Genomic DNA, 16,229 nt, shown 5'->3' on the forward strand with positions numbered 1-16,229 from the left:
AGTGCTCGAAGGGCGTGGTCCCTGAGGTGCGAGCGCTCGAAGGGGCGATCCCCACGGTGCGAGCACTCAGAGACTGGCGGGCCGGGTGACGCGCGTCAACCCGCTCCGGCCGCCGCCATTCGTCGGCCCAATGACGGCAGCGGAACGACGTCCTCCGTTCACCCCCCTGCCGCTCCCGGGCCAGGATCGTCCCCACCCGTGAGACGTTCCGCCGCGCGCGCCTCCCGCAGCGCCGTCACCACCGACCACACCACCGACACCAGCGGCACCGCCACCACCGCGCCCACGATGCCGGCCGCGATCGAGCCCGCGACGACCGAGATCGCCACCACCAGCGGATGCAGCCGCACGGCCCAGCTCATCACCAGCGGATGCAACAGGTGCCCCTCGATCTGCCCGATCACCACGATCAGGGCGATCACGACCGCCGCGACGAACGGACCCTTCGCCGCCAGGGCGACGACCGCGGCGACCGCCAGGGCGACCGGCGAACCGATCAGCGGGACGAACGCGGCCGCGAACTCCAGCAGCGCCAGCGGGAGCGCGAGCGGCACCCCGAGCAGCCACAGCGCGATCCCCACGAGCACCGCGTTCACCGCGGCCACCAGGACGATCCCGTGCGTGTAGCCGGTGAACGTCCGCCACGCGGCCCGCCCGCCGGTCTCCGCCCGCCCCCGCAGGGACACCGGCAACTGCTCCCCCAACCACGCCCACTGGCGGTCGCCCGAATGGAGGAAGAACACCGAGGAGAACAGCGCGAGCGCCAGCGTGGTCAGCACCGCCACCAGATGGTGCGCCCCGCTCACCGCGTCGCTGACCAGCGTCGAACGGTGGTCGGAGAGGAACCGGCCGATCTTCTCCTGCACGTCCGACAGCGCCTCGGGGTTCAGCCGGAACGGCGGCTGCTCCAGCCGGCGCTCGATCCGCCCGACGCCGTCCCGGAACTCCCTCACCAGCGTCGTCCGCTGCCCCGCCACCGCCTCGCCGACCAGCGTGAGCACCCCCATGACCAGCGCGATCCCGCCCAGCAGGGTGAGGGCGACCGCCGCCGACCGGGGCAGCCCCCGGGCGACGAGGTCCACGACCGGTCGCAGCAGCGCGGTGACGAGCAGACCGAGGAAGACCGCCACCCCGATCTCGTGGAACCGCCCGAGCAGGGCGAACAGGGCGTAGACGAGGGTGCCGACGACGAGCAGCCGCCACGCGTACGCGGCGGCCGTGCGGAGGAACGGGGCCACCTGCGGTGGAGAGCCTGGCTGCATGACCGACGACGTACCACCGCGACGGCACCGGGCCACGCCGGAGGGCCCCACATTCGCCCGACCAGGACCCGGCATTGGCCCGACCGGGTCCGCGACCGGTTCCCCCGTACGGGCGCCCGGCCGGTGTCGCCGCCCCGGTACGGCCGCCGTCCGGTCAGGATCGGTGCATGGGCGTCGTCCTGCCGGTCCTCTTCTCCCTCTTCGCCGCGTTCAGCAACGCGCTGGCCACGGTGCTCCAGCGGCGTGCCGCGCTCACCGTCCCCCGGTCGGACTCCTTCCGGCCCGGGCTGGTCCTCGACCTGCTGCGCCGCCCGCTCTGGCTGGCCGGCATCCTCGCCGTCATCGCCGCCGGCGTCGGCCAGGCGGCGGCCCTCGCGACCGGACCGCTCGCCCTCGTCCAGCCCCTGTTCGTCCTCGAACTGCCCCTCGCCCTCCTCATCGCCTCCCTCATGGCCCGCGAACGGCTGCCCGCCCGCCTCTGGGCGGCCGTGGCGGCGGTCGTGGCCGGACTCGGGACGGCCCTCGTCGCCGCCTCGCCCACCGGCAACCGCACCCACGTGGCCCTGGACCGCTGGCTGCCCGTCCTGGTGGCCTGCGCCGTCGCCGTGGTGGCGCTCGCCGCCACCGGACTGCGCAGACCGCCCGGCCGCGCCAGGGCGGCCTGCCTCGGCGCCGCCACGGCGATCTGCTATGCGCTCACCGCCGCCCTCATGAAGACGTCCATGCACGTCCTCGACGACGGCGGGATCGGCGCCTTCCTGACGGCCTGGCAGACCTACGCCTTCTGCGCGGCGGGGATCGCGGCCCTCCTGCTGCTCGAACACGCCATGCAGGGCGGCCCGCTCGTGGCCTCGCAGCCCGCCCTGACCCTCGGCGACGCCACGGTGAGCCTGGGCCTGGGCGTCCTGCTGTACGAGGAGCACGTCCGTACGGGCTGGTGGCTGCTGCCCCAGCTGGCCGGCGTCGCGCTGATCGTCCTCGGGGTGTTCACCCTGGCCCGCGGCGGGGTCAGCACGTCCTGACGCCGGACCCGGCGGCCGATCGGGTGAGACCGGCGCCAGTGGGTACAGGCAGGTTCCGAAAGCACTTGCGAAGGGAACGGGGTACCCGATGACCGGCGTGAACGGCACCGGTGACGAGCGGGCCGAGGAGGACCGGGAGACCGGGCCGAACCTCCTCGAAGGGCTCAGCGTGGACACCAGCCGGCCCGAGCAGCCCCTCCTGCTCGGTCCCGGGGGCGAGCCCATCCGCACCTGGCGGGAGAACTACCCGTACGCTCGCAAGGTGCGCCGTGCCGCGTACGAGCGGCAGAAGCGGATCCTGCAGATCGAGATGCTCAAGCTGCAGCGCTGGGCCAAGGAGACCGGCGCCCGGATCACGGTGCTGTGCGAGGGACGGGACGCCGCGGGCAAGGGCGGCACCATCCAGCGGTTCACCGAACGGCTCAACCCGCGCGGCGCCCGGATCGTCGCCCTCGACAAGCCGACCGAACGCGAAGCCGGGCAGTGGTACTTCCAGCGCTACGTGGCCCACCTCCCGGGGCCGGGCGAGATCGTCTTCTTCGACCGCTCCTGGTACAACCGGGCCGGCGTCGAGCGGGTGATGGGCTTCTGCACCGAGGCCGAGTACGAGCTGTTCCTCCACCAGTGCCCGCTGTTCGAACGCATGCTGGTCGAGGACGGCGTCCACCTCGTGAAGTTCTGGTTCTCCGTCTCCCGGTCCGAACAGCGCACCCGCTTCGCCATCCGCCAGGTCGACCCGGTGCGGCAGTGGAAGCTCTCGCCCACGGACCTCTCCTCCCTCGACCGCTGGGACGACTACACCACCGCGAAGGTCGCCATGTTCCGGGCGACGGACACCGACCACGCCCCCTGGACCGTGGTCAAGAACAACGACAAGCGCCGGGGCCGCCTCGAAGCCATGCGCAGCCTCCTGTCCCGCGTCGACTACGAGAACAAGGACCCGGCCGCGGTCGGCACGCCCGACCCGCTCATCGTCGGAGCGGCGGACACCCTCCTGGAACCGGGGGAGGAGACGACCGACCTCTCTCCCACGCCCCTGGCCCCCGCCCGGCAGGGCCCGGGGGACCACCCTCCGGCCCGCTGACCCCGGGCCCGCCCGCGCCGCCCGCACCGGACGCGACGCCGGACCTATGCCGGGGCGGCGCCGTCCTCCGGACGCGGCTCCTGCGGCCTCCGGACGCGGTCGGTCTCGTCCTGCACGAGCAGGGAGAGCAGGGAGGCCACGGGCAGTCCCGCCTCCGCCGGGTGGCGAAGCACCCTGTCCGGCGCGATGCGGTACGTGTTGCTGCGTCCGTCACGGGTGTGGGAGAGGTAACCGTCCTGTTCGAGGTCGGAGATGATCCGCTGGACGGCCCGCTCCGTGAGCCGGCAGTGGGCGGCGATGTCGCGGATCCGGACGTTCGGGTCGTCGGCGATCGCCGCCAGTACGCGCGCGTGGTTGGTGACGAACGTCCAGCCGCTGTGTGATTCGGGCACTCCCACCATGCGTGGCATTGTATGACCGTCATTGCCGGATACCGCATACGTGACATACTTTTCGTGTCACAGATGACGTGATCCCGTGAAGGTCACAGGAAGGGTCCGCAGATGTCCTGGAACGAGGTCGTCATGACGGGGCACGCGGTCCGTGCCGACGGGAACGGGGGAGGGACGACCGGACCGCTCGGCGCGCCGCGCGTCCCGGACCGGTCCGCGGTGGCGCAGTACGAGGCGCACGGCGCCCGGGTCGTCGTCGCGAGCGGCGACTACGACATGCAGACGATCGCGCCCCTGGCGGCGGCCCTGCGCGCCGCGGCCGAGGAGCACCCGAGCGTGGTCCTGGACGTCTCCGGCGTCACCTTCGCGGACTCCGCCTTCCTGAACCTGCTGATCCTCACTCACCGGACGACCGACCTGCGCCTGGCCGGGCCGCCCATCCCGGTACGACGGATCCTGGAGCTCACCGGGGTCGACACCGTCCTCAAGGTGCGGGAGACGGTGGAGGACGCCGCCGCCTGCTAGGGCCCGTCCGGGGGGTCCGCGGTGTGCGCGACCGGCGGCTGGGTAGGAGCGGGCGTACGCAAGCGCCGAAGAGCGACGGACAGGACGAAAGATCCCCACATGGCCATCCCGGTCGGGAAACAGGTGACGGGCGCACGGGGCACGGACGGACGCGCCCCGCTGCACCACGAGAGCACCTGGTACGACGGCGCGGCCCAGGCCGCGGAAGCGCGGCACGCCGTGCGAGCCCTGTTGGCCGACGCCCCGTGCACCGGGCGCGCGGCACCACCGGCCACCCTGGCCCTGGACGCGGAGCTCGCCGTCAGCGAACTCGTCACCAACGCCGTCCTGCACGCCCCCGGCCCGTGCGGCCTCGTCCTGCGGCTGACCGACGACGAACTGACGATCACCGTCTGGGACACCTCCACCGCCGCACCGACGATGAGGGAGCCCGACCCGGGCCGGGTCGGCGGGCACGGTCTGCGCCTGGTCCACACGGTCAGCGACAGGGTCGTGGTCGCCCCGCACGCCGGGGGGAAGCGGATCACCGCCCACCTCCCCCTGCCGCCGGCCCCCGGCACCGGCCGGCCCGCGGTTCTGGACGAAGCACGTCACTGATCCGGCCCGGCGCCCCGCCCGCCCCCCGGCGGAGCACAGTGCCCGGTGGTGTCAGACCATCACCAGGAGCCGCGTGTTCGGCACGAGCTTCCGGTTCACGCTGGTGCTCTGCACGAAGATGGTGAAGTCGTCGTTGTGGTCCGGTTTGACGCGCACCTCCACGTCCGGCAGGCCGAGCAGGGCCCGGGCCTCCGGGCCCGTGTACACCCGGTCCGTCCTCTTCTCCAGCACCGCGATCCGCTTCCGCGCCTGGACCTTCTCCGACTTGCTCAGCTGGTAGAACGCGCAGCCGGTGCGGTAGGCGTGCCCGGACTCGACGACCCGGTCCCGGATCGCCGTGTCGTGGTCCACCGGCACCAGCCGGTACGCCGACGGGTCCGCGGGGGTGAGACCGGCCGCCGCGACCGTGTCCCTGTTGACGGCCTCCGCGCCCGTGGAGAACACCGTCCGCGATCCCCGGATGCCCTGGGTGCGGCCCACCATGAACTTCTCGGTGGCCTCCTGGATGACCTGCCCGGCCTCCTCCAGACCCTGTGTGCTCGTGGCGTCCCAGACGGCGACGTTCTCCTTCGGGAAGCCGCACTGCACGGCCTCGCGCTTCCCCGCCTGGTCCGGCACGAGGACGGCCAGCGTCCAGTTGTCCTGCTGCGCCCCGATCATCCCGGCCACGGCCTTCACCAGCTCGCGCGGCTTCCTGGACGGGGCGTCCGGGCAGCGGTGGCTCGCGTTCTCCTGGCCGTCCGTCAGCACGAACGTCAGGAAGCTGTGGTCGCCGTACAGCTGGGCCGTCTGCGCCAGCTCCCGCTGCGACTTCAGCGCGGCCGCCAGCAGGGACGTCATCCCCCCGACCCGGTACAGCCGCTCCAACGACGGCATCCGGAGCACGTCCTTGTCGTAGACGACGCACCGCACCTCGTCGGCGAAGACGTACACCGTGACCCGGGTCTCCTGGTCCAACTCCTTCGACCGGCGGGCGAGGTACGCGATCTGACGGTCGGCGACCTCCACGACCTTGCCGCTCAGGTGGTGCATCGACGAGCTGGCGTCCAGCACGAGCGCGACGTGATTGATGTAGTTCTGGTTCCCGGACATGACGGTTCCCCCTCGTTTCCGAGTCTCCGAGCTTCCGACTGGATGCTCCTACCGTCCCATCCACCACTGACAGTCGGCCCCGGCCCCGCCCGGCCCCGCGCCCCCGTGCGACCGGGGCGCGGACGGTACGGTCCCCGTCACCCGTCCAGGGCTTCCAGCCCCCGGCGCCAACGGGCCCTCCGCTCCGCCGCGCTCTGCTCCCACCACGGCTCCCCGCGCTCCCCGAGGGCCACCTTCGCCGTGTGCACGCGCGCCCGCGCGGCCCGCTCGGCCTCGGCGTCGTGCTCCCGCAGAGCCGCTCCCACGGCACGACGGGCCGCCATTAGGAGGGAGCGCAGCCTCGCGGCCGCCTCCGGAGGGATCTCCGGGTCGGTGGCGCGCCACCGACGGCCGCCGACGACGATGTACCGCCCGTCGGGCGTGTGCTCCGGGTGAGACCCCGACGACATCGGCACCGGCTCCCTTCGGTTCCGCCTCCCGGGGCGCGCCCGGCACGAACCCGCCCACGGGCCCTCGCGATGGTGCGCCGGGAGGTCCGGGCGGCCCTCCCGGCCATCCTGCGACAGGAGCCGTCCCCCCGCTTCCCCTCCGGGTCCGAAAAGGGCCGTGCGGACCCCCGGTGAATCGCACGGCACGGGGTACACGGGTCGGCATGGCAGCGAAGACCGATCACCTCACCCCCGTGCGGGCCAAGCGTCAGTTGCGCCGGATCCGCACCTTCTACGCGACGGCCGCCCTGCTGTGGGCCGTCGCGGCGGCCTGGACGGCGTGGACCCATCCGGGGTCCCGGCAGATGTGGGTCTCCGTGGGCCTGCTGGCCGTCTTCGTCGCCCTGCTGGGCACCGTCGCCGTCTGGCTGCGCGGTCTCCGGACCGCCGCCGGACGCCGCCCGGCGCACCACGCCGCACCGCGACGGGCGTCCGCCCCCCGCCACGCGAGCGTCTGAGGTCGGCCCGCGCGGAACCGCTCCCCGGTGCACCGCGGGATCCTTCCGGTACGCATTCGTCAGGAGAACGAGGGGACCCGGCCCGGCGACCGGGCCGGGTCCCGTTGAGGAGCAGCCAATGACCACGTTCGTCATCACCGTCCCCGGCACGTTCACCTCGGGCATCACCGACTCCGAACGGTCGGCCCTCGAAAGGGAGCTGTCCCCCCAGCACACCGAGGTGAGCGAGAACGAGGGCCTGGACCTCCTCACGCTCAACGAGGGGGGTACCTTCTCGGTCCGCCTCGAGGTGGAGGCCCCGGACCGGTACGAGGCCGAGCTGGACGCCGTCCGGATCGTCTCGGAGGCGCTGGGGAAGGCGGGCGTCGCGGAGGCCGACGCCCCTCTCGGAACGCCGACCGTCACCGGCATCGACAGCGACCTCTGACCCCGACGGCCCGCCCTCCCCGACGGGTCACAGCTCCTTCAGGGATCCCTCGAACTCGGGGAGGGAGACCAGGCCGTCGCCGTCGACGTCCGCCCTGCGGAAGAGGTGCCGCAGCGCGTCGTCGTCGAGCGCCCGTCCCGTCAGCCGTTCCACGGCGCCGCCGAACTCGTGGACGTTCAGCAGCCAGTCGTCGTCGGTGTCGAACTCCCCGAACACCGCCCTGGTGCCCTCCGGCGCGTCCGCCTCGATCATGTGAAACCCCCTCGTCGTCCCCGGGCCCTCCGCCACGGGTGATGTCCGGCTGCCCCTCCTGCGGGGCTGCAAACGGTGCCGGTCCGCTCACGCCTCCGAGGCCTCGTACGGCGTCCGGCCCGGCCCGGGCACGGCGTGCCTCGGCCGGCCGGGCGGACGCCCGTGGAGGATGGGCGGGACGGCGGCCCCGGGACGGGCCGGCGTCTCCCCGACGCCCGAGGAGGACCCCTCATGGACCGGTCCGACCGTCCGGAACCCGACCCGCGCGCCACCGCCTCCGGTACGGAGGGCGGTATGAGCGCCGCGCCGGGCGGCGACGCGGACGGCGGTCGCTACGGCGAGGCCGCCTTCCGCCCCGACCGGGCCGGCGAGGGCACGCGGATCGACCACGGCGCGCTCACCTACGACGACGTCACCGTGCACCGGCTGCGAGCGCTGGGGGCGGGGCCGGGGTGGCGCTGCCTCGACGTGGGCGCCGGCACGGGCACGATCGCCCGCCGACTCCTCGACGAGGCCGGAGTGACGAGCGTGCTCGCCGTGGACCGCGACGTGCGCTTCCTCGCCGAACGCCCCACGGCCGGACTCGACCTGTTGGAGGCCGACGTCACCGCCCCGGACTTCGCCCCCGGCCGGTTCCACCTCGTCCACGCGCGCTTCGTCCTGATGCACCTGCCCGAGCACGACCGTCTGGTCACGGCGCTGGCCGGGCTGCTCGAACCCGGGGGAGTGCTGGTGCTCGGCGACGCGGTGGACCTGACGAGCGACCGGACGCCCGTCACGCCGTACACCACGGCCATGCGGGCGATGTGGCAGGGCCTGCGGGCCACCATCGGGACCGACGTCTCCTGGGTGCCGTCGTACCCGCACCTGTTGCGCGGGGCCGGCCTGGAGGCCGTCGCGGCCGAGGTCCACGTGCCGCCGCTGCTGCCCGGCAGCCCCCTCAGCCGCTTCTGGGCCGACACCTGGGAGCGGAGCAGGGCGGCCATGACCGCCACCGGCCTGGTCGACGACGAGGCCGTCGACCGCGCGATCCGGTACCTGGACTCCGACGAGTGCGCCGCGCTGTCGGCCGGCATGCTCACCGCCTGGGGAAGGAGACCTCCGGAGACGCCGCGCTGACGCGCTCCGGTCCGTCGGCGGGCGCCCCCGCGCTCCCGCATCCGCCCCGGGCGGAGGGGTTGCGCCGCGCCAGGGACAGGTTCAGGGCGGTGGCGAACAGGCACCAGGCCGTGTAGGGGAGGAGCGCGCGACCGGCGGTGCGGTCCACGGCGGACGTCCTCCGGAGGAGCCGGACGTTGGCGACATCCAGCAACGCGGTGCCGATTACACCCGCCCACGGGCTGCGCCTCCGGAAGAACAGGTGGTTCCAGGCCGCGTTCAGCACCAGGTCCGCCCCCAGGGAAGCGGCCAGCGCGGTGCGCCGCGGGCCGCGCGCCCGGGCCAGCCCCCGTCCGCCGGCCCAGGCGAGCGACACGTACAAGGGGGTCCAGACGGCCCCGAACGCCCAGGAGGGCGGCTGCCACGGCGGCTTGTCGAGCGACGCGTACCAGGGGCTGTCCGCGTCCACCGCGCGGGCTCCGGCCACGGCGGTCGCGGCCACCGCCACGGCCGAGGCCGCGTAGGGCTTCCATCCGCCGACGACGGGCTGCGTGTGCTCACCGGTGATCCTCATGCCGTCGCGTGTGCCCGCGTTCTCCTCCGCCGACCCCCCTTCGCGCGGGTTTCCGCCGGTCGGCCGTCCGGCGCGTCGCACGCGCGGGAATGGGCGCGGATCCGGAGGGCACGCGAACCCCGTGACGGCGCGCGTCCGGTCTGCCGGGCGCGGCCGCGCAGGGAGAGAACAGGGAACGAGGGAGAGTGCGTATGACCGGACGGACCGTGCCGGGACAGGGGCGACGGCTGCGACTGGTGGACCGCGGCGACGTGCCGACACCACCCCTGAGGCCCGGTGGTTACGATCCGGCCGACTACGCCCCGTGCGTCCTGCGCAGCGCGGAGGAGGTCGGCGTCTCCCCCCTGCTGATGATGACCGTCCTCCACAATGAGGCGTACAAGCCGCACCACCCCCTCCTGGAGCGGCTCTGGCAGTGGTGGAAGCCCGGGGCGTCCTTCGGCCTCGCCAACATGCACCGCGGGGCCTTCGAACAGGTCCGCCGGACGCACGGCCTGGCGGAGCGGTGGCAGGACCTCCGCGACGACCCCGCCTTCGCCGTCCACGCGGCCGCCCTGCACCTGAAGGACCTCGACCGGAGCCTTCCGGAACGCCACGCGCGCCGCTACACCCGCGACGAACTGCTCGCCCTCGGCTACAACACGGGCGCCCGCAACATGCGCCTCTTCGCCCGGGGCGTCCCGCCCGGCCCCATGGCGCGCTCGTACCTGCGCCGCTTCCGCGACCACCGGAGCAGGGCGGCCGAGATCCTGGCGGACCGTCATGAACCGTACGGCAGCGCCGCCGGCTGACCCCGAAGCAGTGGGCGGGCCTGCCCGGCCGCATGAAACGCCTCAAGAGAGGCATACGGAACGAAAGTCGTTCATCGGACCCACCGCCGCACGGCGGCCCGCCACCGGGCCCCGGCGGAAGAGGAGGACAGCATGTCGCAGGTCGAAGAGTCCGTCGAGGTCGACGTCCCGGTCACCACCGCCTACAACCAGTGGACCCAGTTCGAGGAGTTCCCCGAGTTCATGGAGGGCGTCGAGCGGATCGAGCAGCGCACCGACACCCTCACCCACTGGGTGACCAGGATCGACGGGGTCCGGCGGGAGTTCGACGCGAAGATCACCGAGCAGATCCCCGACGAGCGCGTCGCCTGGACCACCGTCGGCGGCGAGGTCAAGCAGGCGGGCGTGGTGACGTTCCACCGCATCGACGACCGCACCACCAAGGTCATGCTCCAGCTCGACCACGACCCCGAAGGGCTGGCCGAGACCGTCGGCGACAAGCTCGGCGTCGTCAAGAGGCAGGCCGCCGGTGACCTGAAGCGGTTCAAGAAGTTCATCGAGTCCCGTGGCGGGGCCGAGACCGGTGGCTGGCGCGGCGAGGTCTGACGGCGTTCACGCCCGGCGGCGCCCGGCCCACGGCCCGGACATCCGCCCGCCGGCCCCGGAGCCCGGCCGTCCCCCGACGGCCGGGCTCCGCCGTGCCCCGGACCACGCACCGGCACGGGCCCGCACGTATGCCCGTCTCCTCGTGCGGACGGCGGCACGGGGGAGGACCCTGGTGCTCGGGGACACGACGAACCGGGGGCCGTGAGGAGAGAACGATGGCGAAGAAGGACGACCTGGGCACGGGCGACGACGTCTCCTGGAAGAGCCACGGCCGAACCGTCGGGGGAAAGGTCAAGAAGAAGATCACCGACCGGACCCGGGCGGCGGGCCGGACCGTCGACGCCTCGAAGGAGGAGCCGCAGTACGAGGTGGAGAGCGACAGGACCGGCCGTTCCGCCGTGCACAAGCCCGGAGCCCTGCGCAAGAAGGGCGGGAACTCCTGATGGCCCCCGAACGGCACGACTCCGACCGGGACGAGATCGTCTCCGCGTTCGACGAGGCGGTCAACATGACCGCCGCGCAGATGGAGAAGTGGCTGGACACGGAGGAGTCGAAGAGCGCCGGGCAGAGCGACGGGGGCGAGAGCGTCGGCCACGCGTCCGGCAGGCGCATCGTCGAACTCCTCCGCACCCGGAAGGCCGACCTCGACGACGACGACCTGGCGCACATGCGCAAGGTGACCGGCTACGTCCACCGCCACGTCGAGCAGCGCCCGAAGGGTGACGTCACCGACACCAGGTGGCGCCACTCCCTCATGAACTGGGGCCACGACCCCGAGAAATGATCCGCCGGTCCGTCCGGACCGGACCCCTTTCCCCGGGCGCCGCCCGTCCGCATCGATGTTCGAACACCGGGCATACGGACGGGGCCGGAAGGCGAGGCGTGCCGAACAGGGAGAGGGCGAGGACGGGGTGGACCGACAGGACCGGGAGAGCTGGAGCGAGCGGGCGGTGTGCCGGACCGCGGACCCCGACGAACTCTTCGCCGACGGCGCCGCCCAGAACCAGGCCAAAGCGCTCTGCGTGACCTGTCCCGTGCGCACCGAATGCCTGGCCCACGCCCTCGACCTGCGCATCGAGCACGGCGTCTGGGGCGGCATGACCGACCGCGAACGGCGCGCCCTGCTGCGCCGGCGTCCCGCCGTGACGTCCTGGCGGCGTCTCCTGGACGCGGCGCGGACGGAACACGAACGACGGGTGCGCGGCACGGCCGTTCCGCGCCGGTACGCGGCCCGCTGACCGGCGCCGTCCGTCCGACGCCGTCCGTCCGGCGCGGCCGCTCGCGTCCTGCCGGGTGGAGCAGGCACGCGAGCGGACCGTCGACCCCTGCCCACCGTGCTCAACCCCGTTCAGCACGGTGGCGCAGCGCGTCGCGCCTCCGGACGGCCGGGAGCGGCTCCGGGCCGCTCCCCATCGCCCCGAGGCGGTGGCGGTGAATACGCCGGTGTCCGATCATGGCGTGAACCGGGCGACCGGGCCATGGGGAGAAGTGCGTATGGACGGCGGTCGGTTACCGTGGAACGGCACGGTCCACCAGGTCTTCCGGGAGAAGCGGTCATGCGGGAACGGCATGCGCGGATGCTGGACCTGGCGGTCGAGGTGATGAGCGTCGAGGACCCGGACCGCGTCTGGCCCCTGCTCGCCGAGGAACTGCTCACCGCGCTCGACGCGGCGCTGGTCGTCGTCAAGGAAGGGCCCTGGACGCGGGAACGCGGCAGCGTGGCGTTCTGGTCGGGCCGGCCGGAGCCGGAGGAGCACCACCACGACGAGACGGTCCGGCGCCGCATCCGGGAGGGCTACCCCTTCGCCGACCACTACGGGGCCGGCGGGGACCGTGCCCCGCGGAGCGCCGCGGGCATCACGGGGGCACGGGCCTGGCGGCACAGCGCGACGGCCGACGCCCTCCACCGGGCGTTCGGGACGCGGCACGTGCTCGGCATACCGTTCCCCGGCACGGGCCCGCACGTCAACGGATTCATGGTGCACCGCCCGGGCGGCGACTTCTCCCCGCACGACGTGCGGTACGCCGCGCGCGTGCAGCCGCTGCTCAAGGCGGCGACGAACCACCGGTCCCTCCTGAACGCGGTGCGGGAGGCGGCGGGCGCCGACCGGAGGCAGGAGGCCAACCACTCCCTGGCGGCGCCGCTGACCCCCCGCGAACTGAACGTCCTGCACCTGCTCGCCACCGGCCTGTCGGCCGACTCCATGGCGCGCCGTCTCGGGATCTCGCCGCGCACCGTGCACAAGCACCTGCACGCGCTCTACCGGAAGCTGGGAGCCGTGGACCGGCTCGGCGCGGTGCTGCGCGCCCAGCACGCCGGCCTGCTCGCCGGGGACGAAGGAACTCCGTGACCCGGGCACCGGCACCCAAAGGGCGGTGCCGGAAGAGGACTTGGTCATTCCCCTCGTACGAGCCGAGCGGTCCAGACCTCTTGACGATTGGTCCAGACCTTCTTAGTGTCGCCGCAACGCACTGCGGTGAGCGCAGGGCAGGGCACCACGTACTCAAGGCCAGGCAGGGCGTGCGGGTCACGGATCACCCCTGCGCGCCGGATCCCATCCGAGGAGCATCGTTGAGCACCGAAACACCCCGCCGCCGACTCCGGTCGCCACGGAGCGCCACCCGGCCCGGCCGGGCCAGGGCCGTCGCGGGCGTCACCGCGCTGTTCCTTCCCCTGGCCGCCATGGTCGGGCTCGCGGCCCCCGCCGAGGCGGCCGCCTCCGCCACCGCGACGTACACCAAGAAGTCCGACTGGGGCTCCGGCTTCGAGGGCCAGTGGACGGTGAAGAACACCGGCACCACCACGCTCTCCTCCTGGACCGTCGAGTGGGACTTCCCCACCGGCACCAAGGTCACCTCCGCGTGGGACGCCACCGTCACCAACTCCGCGAACCACTGGACCGCCAAGAACCTGGGCTGGAACGGCACCCTCGCCCCCGGCGCCTCGATCTCCTTCGGGTTCAACGGCAACGGCACCGGCGCCCCCAGCGGCTGCAAGCTCAACGGCGCCTCCTGCGACGGCGGCACCACCAACCCCGGCGACAACGCGCCCTCCGCGCCCGGCAAGCCCACCGCGAGCGACGTCACCGACACCTCGGTGAAGCTCACCTGGGCGGCCGCCACCGACGACAAGGGCGTCAAGAACTACGACGTCAAGCGCGACGGCACCACCGTCGCCACCGTCACCGGCACCACCTACACCCACACCGGCCTCACCGCCGGCACCGACTACACCTACACCGTGGTCGCCCGCGACACCGCCGACCAGACCGGCCCGGCCTCCGCCGCCACGGCGGTCCGCACCACCGGCGGCGGTGGCGGCGGCGAGAACCCCGGCGGCAACGGGAAGATCAACCTGGGCTACTTCACCAACTGGGGCCCCTACACGGTGAAGAACCTGGTGACCTCCGGCTCCGCGGCGAAGATCACCCACATCAACTACGCCTTCGGCAACGTGCAGAACGGCAAGTGCACCGTCGGCGACTCCTACGCCGACTACGAGAAGTCCTTCACCGCCGACCAGTCGGTGGACGGCAAGGCCGACGTGTGGGACCAGCCGCTGCGCGGCCACTTCAACCAGCTCCGCAAGCTGAAGGCGCAGTACCCGCACATCAAGGTCCTGTGGTCCTTCGGCGGCTGGACCTGGTCCGGCGGCTTCGGCCAGGCCGTGCAGAACCCGGCCGCCTTCGCCCAGTCCTGCTACGATCTGGTCGAGGATCCGCGCTGGGCCGACGTCTTCGACGGCATCGACCTGGACTGGGAGTACCCCAACGCCTGCGGTCTGACCTGCGACACCAGCGGCCCGGCCTCGATCAAGAACATGATGCAGGCCATGCGCGCCAAGTTCGGCCCGAACAACCTGATCACCGCGGCCATCACCGCCGACGGCTCCACCGGCGGCAAGCTCGACGCCGCCGACTACGGCGGCGCCGCCCCGTACATCAACTGGTACGACGTGATGACCTACGACTACTTCGGCACCTGGGCCGCGCAGGGCCCGACCGCCCCGCACTCCCCGCTGACCTCGTACCCCGGCATCCCCGCCCAGGGCTTCAACTCGGCGGACGCGATCGCCAAGCTGAAGGCCAAGGGCGTCCCCGCCTCCAAGCTGCTGCTCGGCATCGGCTTCTACGGACGCGGCTGGACCGGCGTCACCCAGTCCGCCCCCGGTGGCACGGCCACCGGCCCGGCGGCCGGCGTCGAGCCGGGCAACCAGTACTACAAGGTCCTCAAGACCACCTGCCCGGCCACCGGCACCATCGCCGGCACCGCGTACGCCCACTGCGGCACCGACTGGTGGAGCTACGACACCCCGGCCACGGTCACGTCCAAGATGTCCTGGGCCAAGGGGCAGGGCCTGGGCGGCGCGTTCTTCTGGGAGTTCAACGGCGACACCGTCGACGGCGAGCTGGTCGGCGCGATCAGCAACGGCCTGAAGTAGGGCCCGGCGGCCGCCTTCGCGCCGCACCGCCACACCGGTCCCGCCCACCCCCGGACAGGGGGCGGGCGGGACGTTCTCCGTCGAAGCGGGCCTCCTCGATCCGGGCGCGCATGTTCCGGCGCGTGCGGGGCACACGGGAACCACTTGTTGGACCGTGAAAGGCCGGCCTGTGTTGATACCCGATTCCCGTACCCTGCGTTCCCTGCTCACCCGTTACGCGGACCTGCGCATCGCCGAGGCGCGCGGCGAGCGGAGGGAGGGGGAGCGGCTGGAGGACGTCTCGTACACCCTGTGCGTGGTCACCGGCACGACCCGCGTCGAGGACGCCCTGACGGCCGCCGACACCCTCTTGGCCGCTCACCGCGGGCCGAAGGTCCGTCCGGTGCCGTCCCCCGCCGGCCGGAGGGACGCGGAGCTGGCCGCCTGACGGCCCGGCGGGTCCGGACGCCGCCCCGCCCCGGACGGAGGAACGCCAAAGGGGCCCGGTATCGACCGGGCCCCTTTGGCGTTCCTCCGTCCGGCTCCCGCCCTCAGCGGTGGCCGGCCTCGTGCTCGGCCATCCTCTGGAACTCGCCCAGGTCGTAGTTGGCCAGGGTCGCGTCGAGGTTCGTCAAGGCGCCCAAGTGCTCGACGAAACCCTTCGGTTCGTACTCGACCTGGAGCGTCACCCGGCTCTCCGTGTCGCTGAGCCGGTGGAAGGTGACCACCCCCGCGTGGTGCACCCCCTCCGTCGTCCGCCAGGCGATCCGCTCCTCCGGTACCACTTCGGTCAGTTCGGCCACGAACGCCTTGTTCGCGCCCGGCAGGGAGAGCTGCCACGCGAACGTCCTGGCGTCGATGGGGTCGACGCGCTCGACGTGGCTGAGGAAAGTGGGCCAGCGCTCGACGTCGGCCCAGAGGGACCAACTCACGGCCACCGGTGCCTTGATGTCGAGTGCTTCCAGCAATGAGGACGCCACGGACGTCTCCTCCTCCTGTGCGACATGACGGGTCCCTCCGTCCGTACCCCCGAAGACGCGTTTCACCGTCCCTGCTCCCGGCCCCCGCAGCCCTGCTCCCCACGTCGTCGGTCCGATGACGGGTGTCGAGCTTCGGTGACGGCCGTCGGGTTGCATCTATACGCGGATGGAGTTCTACTGGA

22 protein-coding genes are annotated in these 16,229 nt (G+C 72.9%); 15 read left to right on the top strand and 7 right to left on the bottom strand.

The window, feature by feature from the left end; genetic code table 11:
- Positions 1–158: 158 nt before the first annotated feature.
- Positions 159–1,262, bottom strand: a complete 1,104-nt coding sequence (locus ACIP5O_RS18580) for an AI-2E family transporter (protein ID WP_401294533.1) — start codon at positions 1,260–1,262, stop codon at positions 159–161.
- 167 nt (positions 1,263–1,429) lie between these two features.
- Between ACIP5O_RS18580 and ACIP5O_RS18585 the strand changes: the two genes are divergently transcribed.
- A complete protein-coding gene (locus ACIP5O_RS18585) occupies positions 1,430–2,284 on the top strand; it encodes a DMT family transporter (protein ID WP_401294535.1) in 855 nt (284 codons plus the stop codon).
- 88 nt (positions 2,285–2,372) lie between these two features.
- Positions 2,373–3,368: a polyphosphate kinase 2 gene (gene ppk2 / locus ACIP5O_RS18590; RefSeq protein WP_401294537.1), complete on the top strand. Its 996-nt coding sequence runs from the start codon at positions 2,373–2,375 to the stop codon at positions 3,366–3,368.
- Positions 3,369–3,412: 44 nt separating this feature from the next.
- Here ppk2 and ACIP5O_RS18595 read toward each other — a convergent pair whose 3' ends face one another.
- On the bottom strand, positions 3,413–3,769 hold the full coding sequence (locus ACIP5O_RS18595) for a helix-turn-helix transcriptional regulator (RefSeq protein WP_401294539.1): 357 nt from the start codon (positions 3,767–3,769) through the stop codon (positions 3,413–3,415).
- A gap of 102 nt (positions 3,770–3,871) precedes the next feature.
- Here ACIP5O_RS18595 and ACIP5O_RS18600 point away from each other — a divergent pair, with 102 nt between their 5' ends.
- Positions 3,872–4,285, top strand: coding sequence for an STAS domain-containing protein (locus tag ACIP5O_RS18600; RefSeq protein ID WP_401294541.1), 414 nt, complete (start codon positions 3,872–3,874; stop codon positions 4,283–4,285).
- 99 nt (positions 4,286–4,384) lie between these two features.
- Complete coding sequence (locus tag ACIP5O_RS18605) at positions 4,385–4,882, top strand: ATP-binding protein (RefSeq protein WP_401294542.1); 498 nt, start codon at positions 4,385–4,387, stop codon at positions 4,880–4,882.
- Between the two features lie 51 nt (positions 4,883–4,933).
- Here ACIP5O_RS18605 and ACIP5O_RS18610 read toward each other — a convergent pair whose 3' ends face one another.
- Together ACIP5O_RS18610 and ACIP5O_RS18615 are read right to left on the bottom strand one after the other, a co-directional pair.
- Complete coding sequence (locus tag ACIP5O_RS18610; RefSeq protein WP_401294544.1) at positions 4,934–5,974, bottom strand: vWA domain-containing protein; 1,041 nt, start codon at positions 5,972–5,974, stop codon at positions 4,934–4,936.
- A 137-nt stretch (positions 5,975–6,111) separates the two neighbouring features.
- Positions 6,112–6,423 (bottom strand): hypothetical protein, encoded by a 312-nt coding sequence (locus ACIP5O_RS18615; RefSeq protein ID WP_401294546.1) that lies wholly within the window; start codon positions 6,421–6,423, stop codon positions 6,112–6,114.
- A 203-nt stretch (positions 6,424–6,626) separates the two neighbouring features.
- Here ACIP5O_RS18615 and ACIP5O_RS18620 point away from each other — a divergent pair, with 203 nt between their 5' ends.
- Both ACIP5O_RS18620 and ACIP5O_RS18625 read left to right on the top strand, forming a co-directional pair.
- Complete coding sequence (locus ACIP5O_RS18620) at positions 6,627–6,920, top strand: hypothetical protein (RefSeq protein ID WP_401294548.1); 294 nt, start codon at positions 6,627–6,629, stop codon at positions 6,918–6,920.
- 118 nt (positions 6,921–7,038) lie between these two features.
- Positions 7,039–7,347 (top strand): hypothetical protein, encoded by a 309-nt coding sequence (locus ACIP5O_RS18625; protein WP_401294549.1) that lies wholly within the window; start codon positions 7,039–7,041, stop codon positions 7,345–7,347.
- Between the two features lie 27 nt (positions 7,348–7,374).
- Here the strand turns inward: ACIP5O_RS18625 and ACIP5O_RS18630 are convergent, their stop codons facing one another.
- Complete coding sequence (locus ACIP5O_RS18630) at positions 7,375–7,599, bottom strand: EF-hand domain-containing protein (RefSeq protein WP_401294551.1); 225 nt, start codon at positions 7,597–7,599, stop codon at positions 7,375–7,377.
- 294 nt (positions 7,600–7,893) lie between these two features.
- Here ACIP5O_RS18630 and ACIP5O_RS18635 point away from each other — a divergent pair, with 294 nt between their 5' ends.
- On the top strand, positions 7,894–8,718 hold the full coding sequence (locus ACIP5O_RS18635; RefSeq protein ID WP_401294718.1) for a class I SAM-dependent methyltransferase: 825 nt from the start codon (positions 7,894–7,896) through the stop codon (positions 8,716–8,718).
- Here ACIP5O_RS18635 and ACIP5O_RS18640 read toward each other — a convergent pair.
- Positions 8,678–9,271, bottom strand: coding sequence for a TspO/MBR family protein (locus ACIP5O_RS18640; RefSeq protein WP_401294553.1), 594 nt, complete (start codon positions 9,269–9,271; stop codon positions 8,678–8,680). The genes ACIP5O_RS18635 and ACIP5O_RS18640 overlap by 41 nt on opposite strands.
- 191 nt (positions 9,272–9,462) lie before the next feature.
- Between ACIP5O_RS18640 and ACIP5O_RS18645 the strand changes: the two genes are divergently transcribed.
- From ACIP5O_RS18645 to ACIP5O_RS18680, 8 genes are all read left to right on the top strand, one after another.
- Positions 9,463–10,062 carry a lytic transglycosylase domain-containing protein gene (locus ACIP5O_RS18645; protein WP_401294555.1) on the top strand — a complete coding sequence of 200 codons (600 nt, stop codon included), beginning with the start codon at positions 9,463–9,465 and terminating at the stop codon, positions 10,060–10,062.
- 132 nt (positions 10,063–10,194) lie between these two features.
- Complete coding sequence (locus ACIP5O_RS18650) at positions 10,195–10,647, top strand: SRPBCC family protein (protein ID WP_401294557.1); 453 nt, start codon at positions 10,195–10,197, stop codon at positions 10,645–10,647.
- Between the two features lie 215 nt (positions 10,648–10,862).
- Positions 10,863–11,090 (top strand): DUF2945 domain-containing protein, encoded by a 228-nt coding sequence (locus tag ACIP5O_RS18655; protein WP_401294559.1) that lies wholly within the window; start codon positions 10,863–10,865, stop codon positions 11,088–11,090.
- The gene (locus ACIP5O_RS18660; RefSeq protein WP_401294561.1) at positions 11,090–11,431 is read left to right on the top strand and encodes a DUF3140 domain-containing protein; all 342 of its coding nucleotides are present in this window, start codon (positions 11,090–11,092) and stop codon (positions 11,429–11,431) included. Before ACIP5O_RS18655 ends, ACIP5O_RS18660 begins: the two co-directional genes overlap by 1 nt.
- Positions 11,432–11,486: 55 nt before the next feature.
- The gene (locus tag ACIP5O_RS18665) at positions 11,487–11,885 is read left to right on the top strand and encodes a WhiB family transcriptional regulator (protein WP_401294563.1); all 399 of its coding nucleotides are present in this window, start codon (positions 11,487–11,489) and stop codon (positions 11,883–11,885) included.
- Positions 11,886–12,203: 318 nt separating this feature from the next.
- A complete protein-coding gene (locus tag ACIP5O_RS18670; protein ID WP_401294565.1) occupies positions 12,204–12,998 on the top strand; it encodes a response regulator transcription factor in 795 nt (264 codons plus the stop codon).
- A gap of 221 nt (positions 12,999–13,219) precedes the next feature.
- Positions 13,220–15,088 (top strand): glycosyl hydrolase family 18 protein, encoded by a 1,869-nt coding sequence (locus ACIP5O_RS18675; RefSeq protein WP_401294567.1) that lies wholly within the window; start codon positions 13,220–13,222, stop codon positions 15,086–15,088.
- A gap of 169 nt (positions 15,089–15,257) precedes the next feature.
- Complete coding sequence (locus ACIP5O_RS18680; protein WP_401294569.1) at positions 15,258–15,515, top strand: DUF5133 domain-containing protein; 258 nt, start codon at positions 15,258–15,260, stop codon at positions 15,513–15,515.
- A gap of 103 nt (positions 15,516–15,618) precedes the next feature.
- Here the strand turns inward: ACIP5O_RS18680 and ACIP5O_RS18685 are convergent, their stop codons facing one another.
- On the bottom strand, positions 15,619–16,047 hold the full coding sequence (locus ACIP5O_RS18685) for an SRPBCC family protein (RefSeq protein ID WP_401294571.1): 429 nt from the start codon (positions 16,045–16,047) through the stop codon (positions 15,619–15,621).
- Positions 16,048–16,229: the final 182 nt, after the last annotated feature.

Source organism: Streptomyces sp. NPDC088915, assembly GCF_044749825.1.
GTDB lineage: Bacteria > Actinomycetota > Actinomycetes > Streptomycetales > Streptomycetaceae > Streptomyces.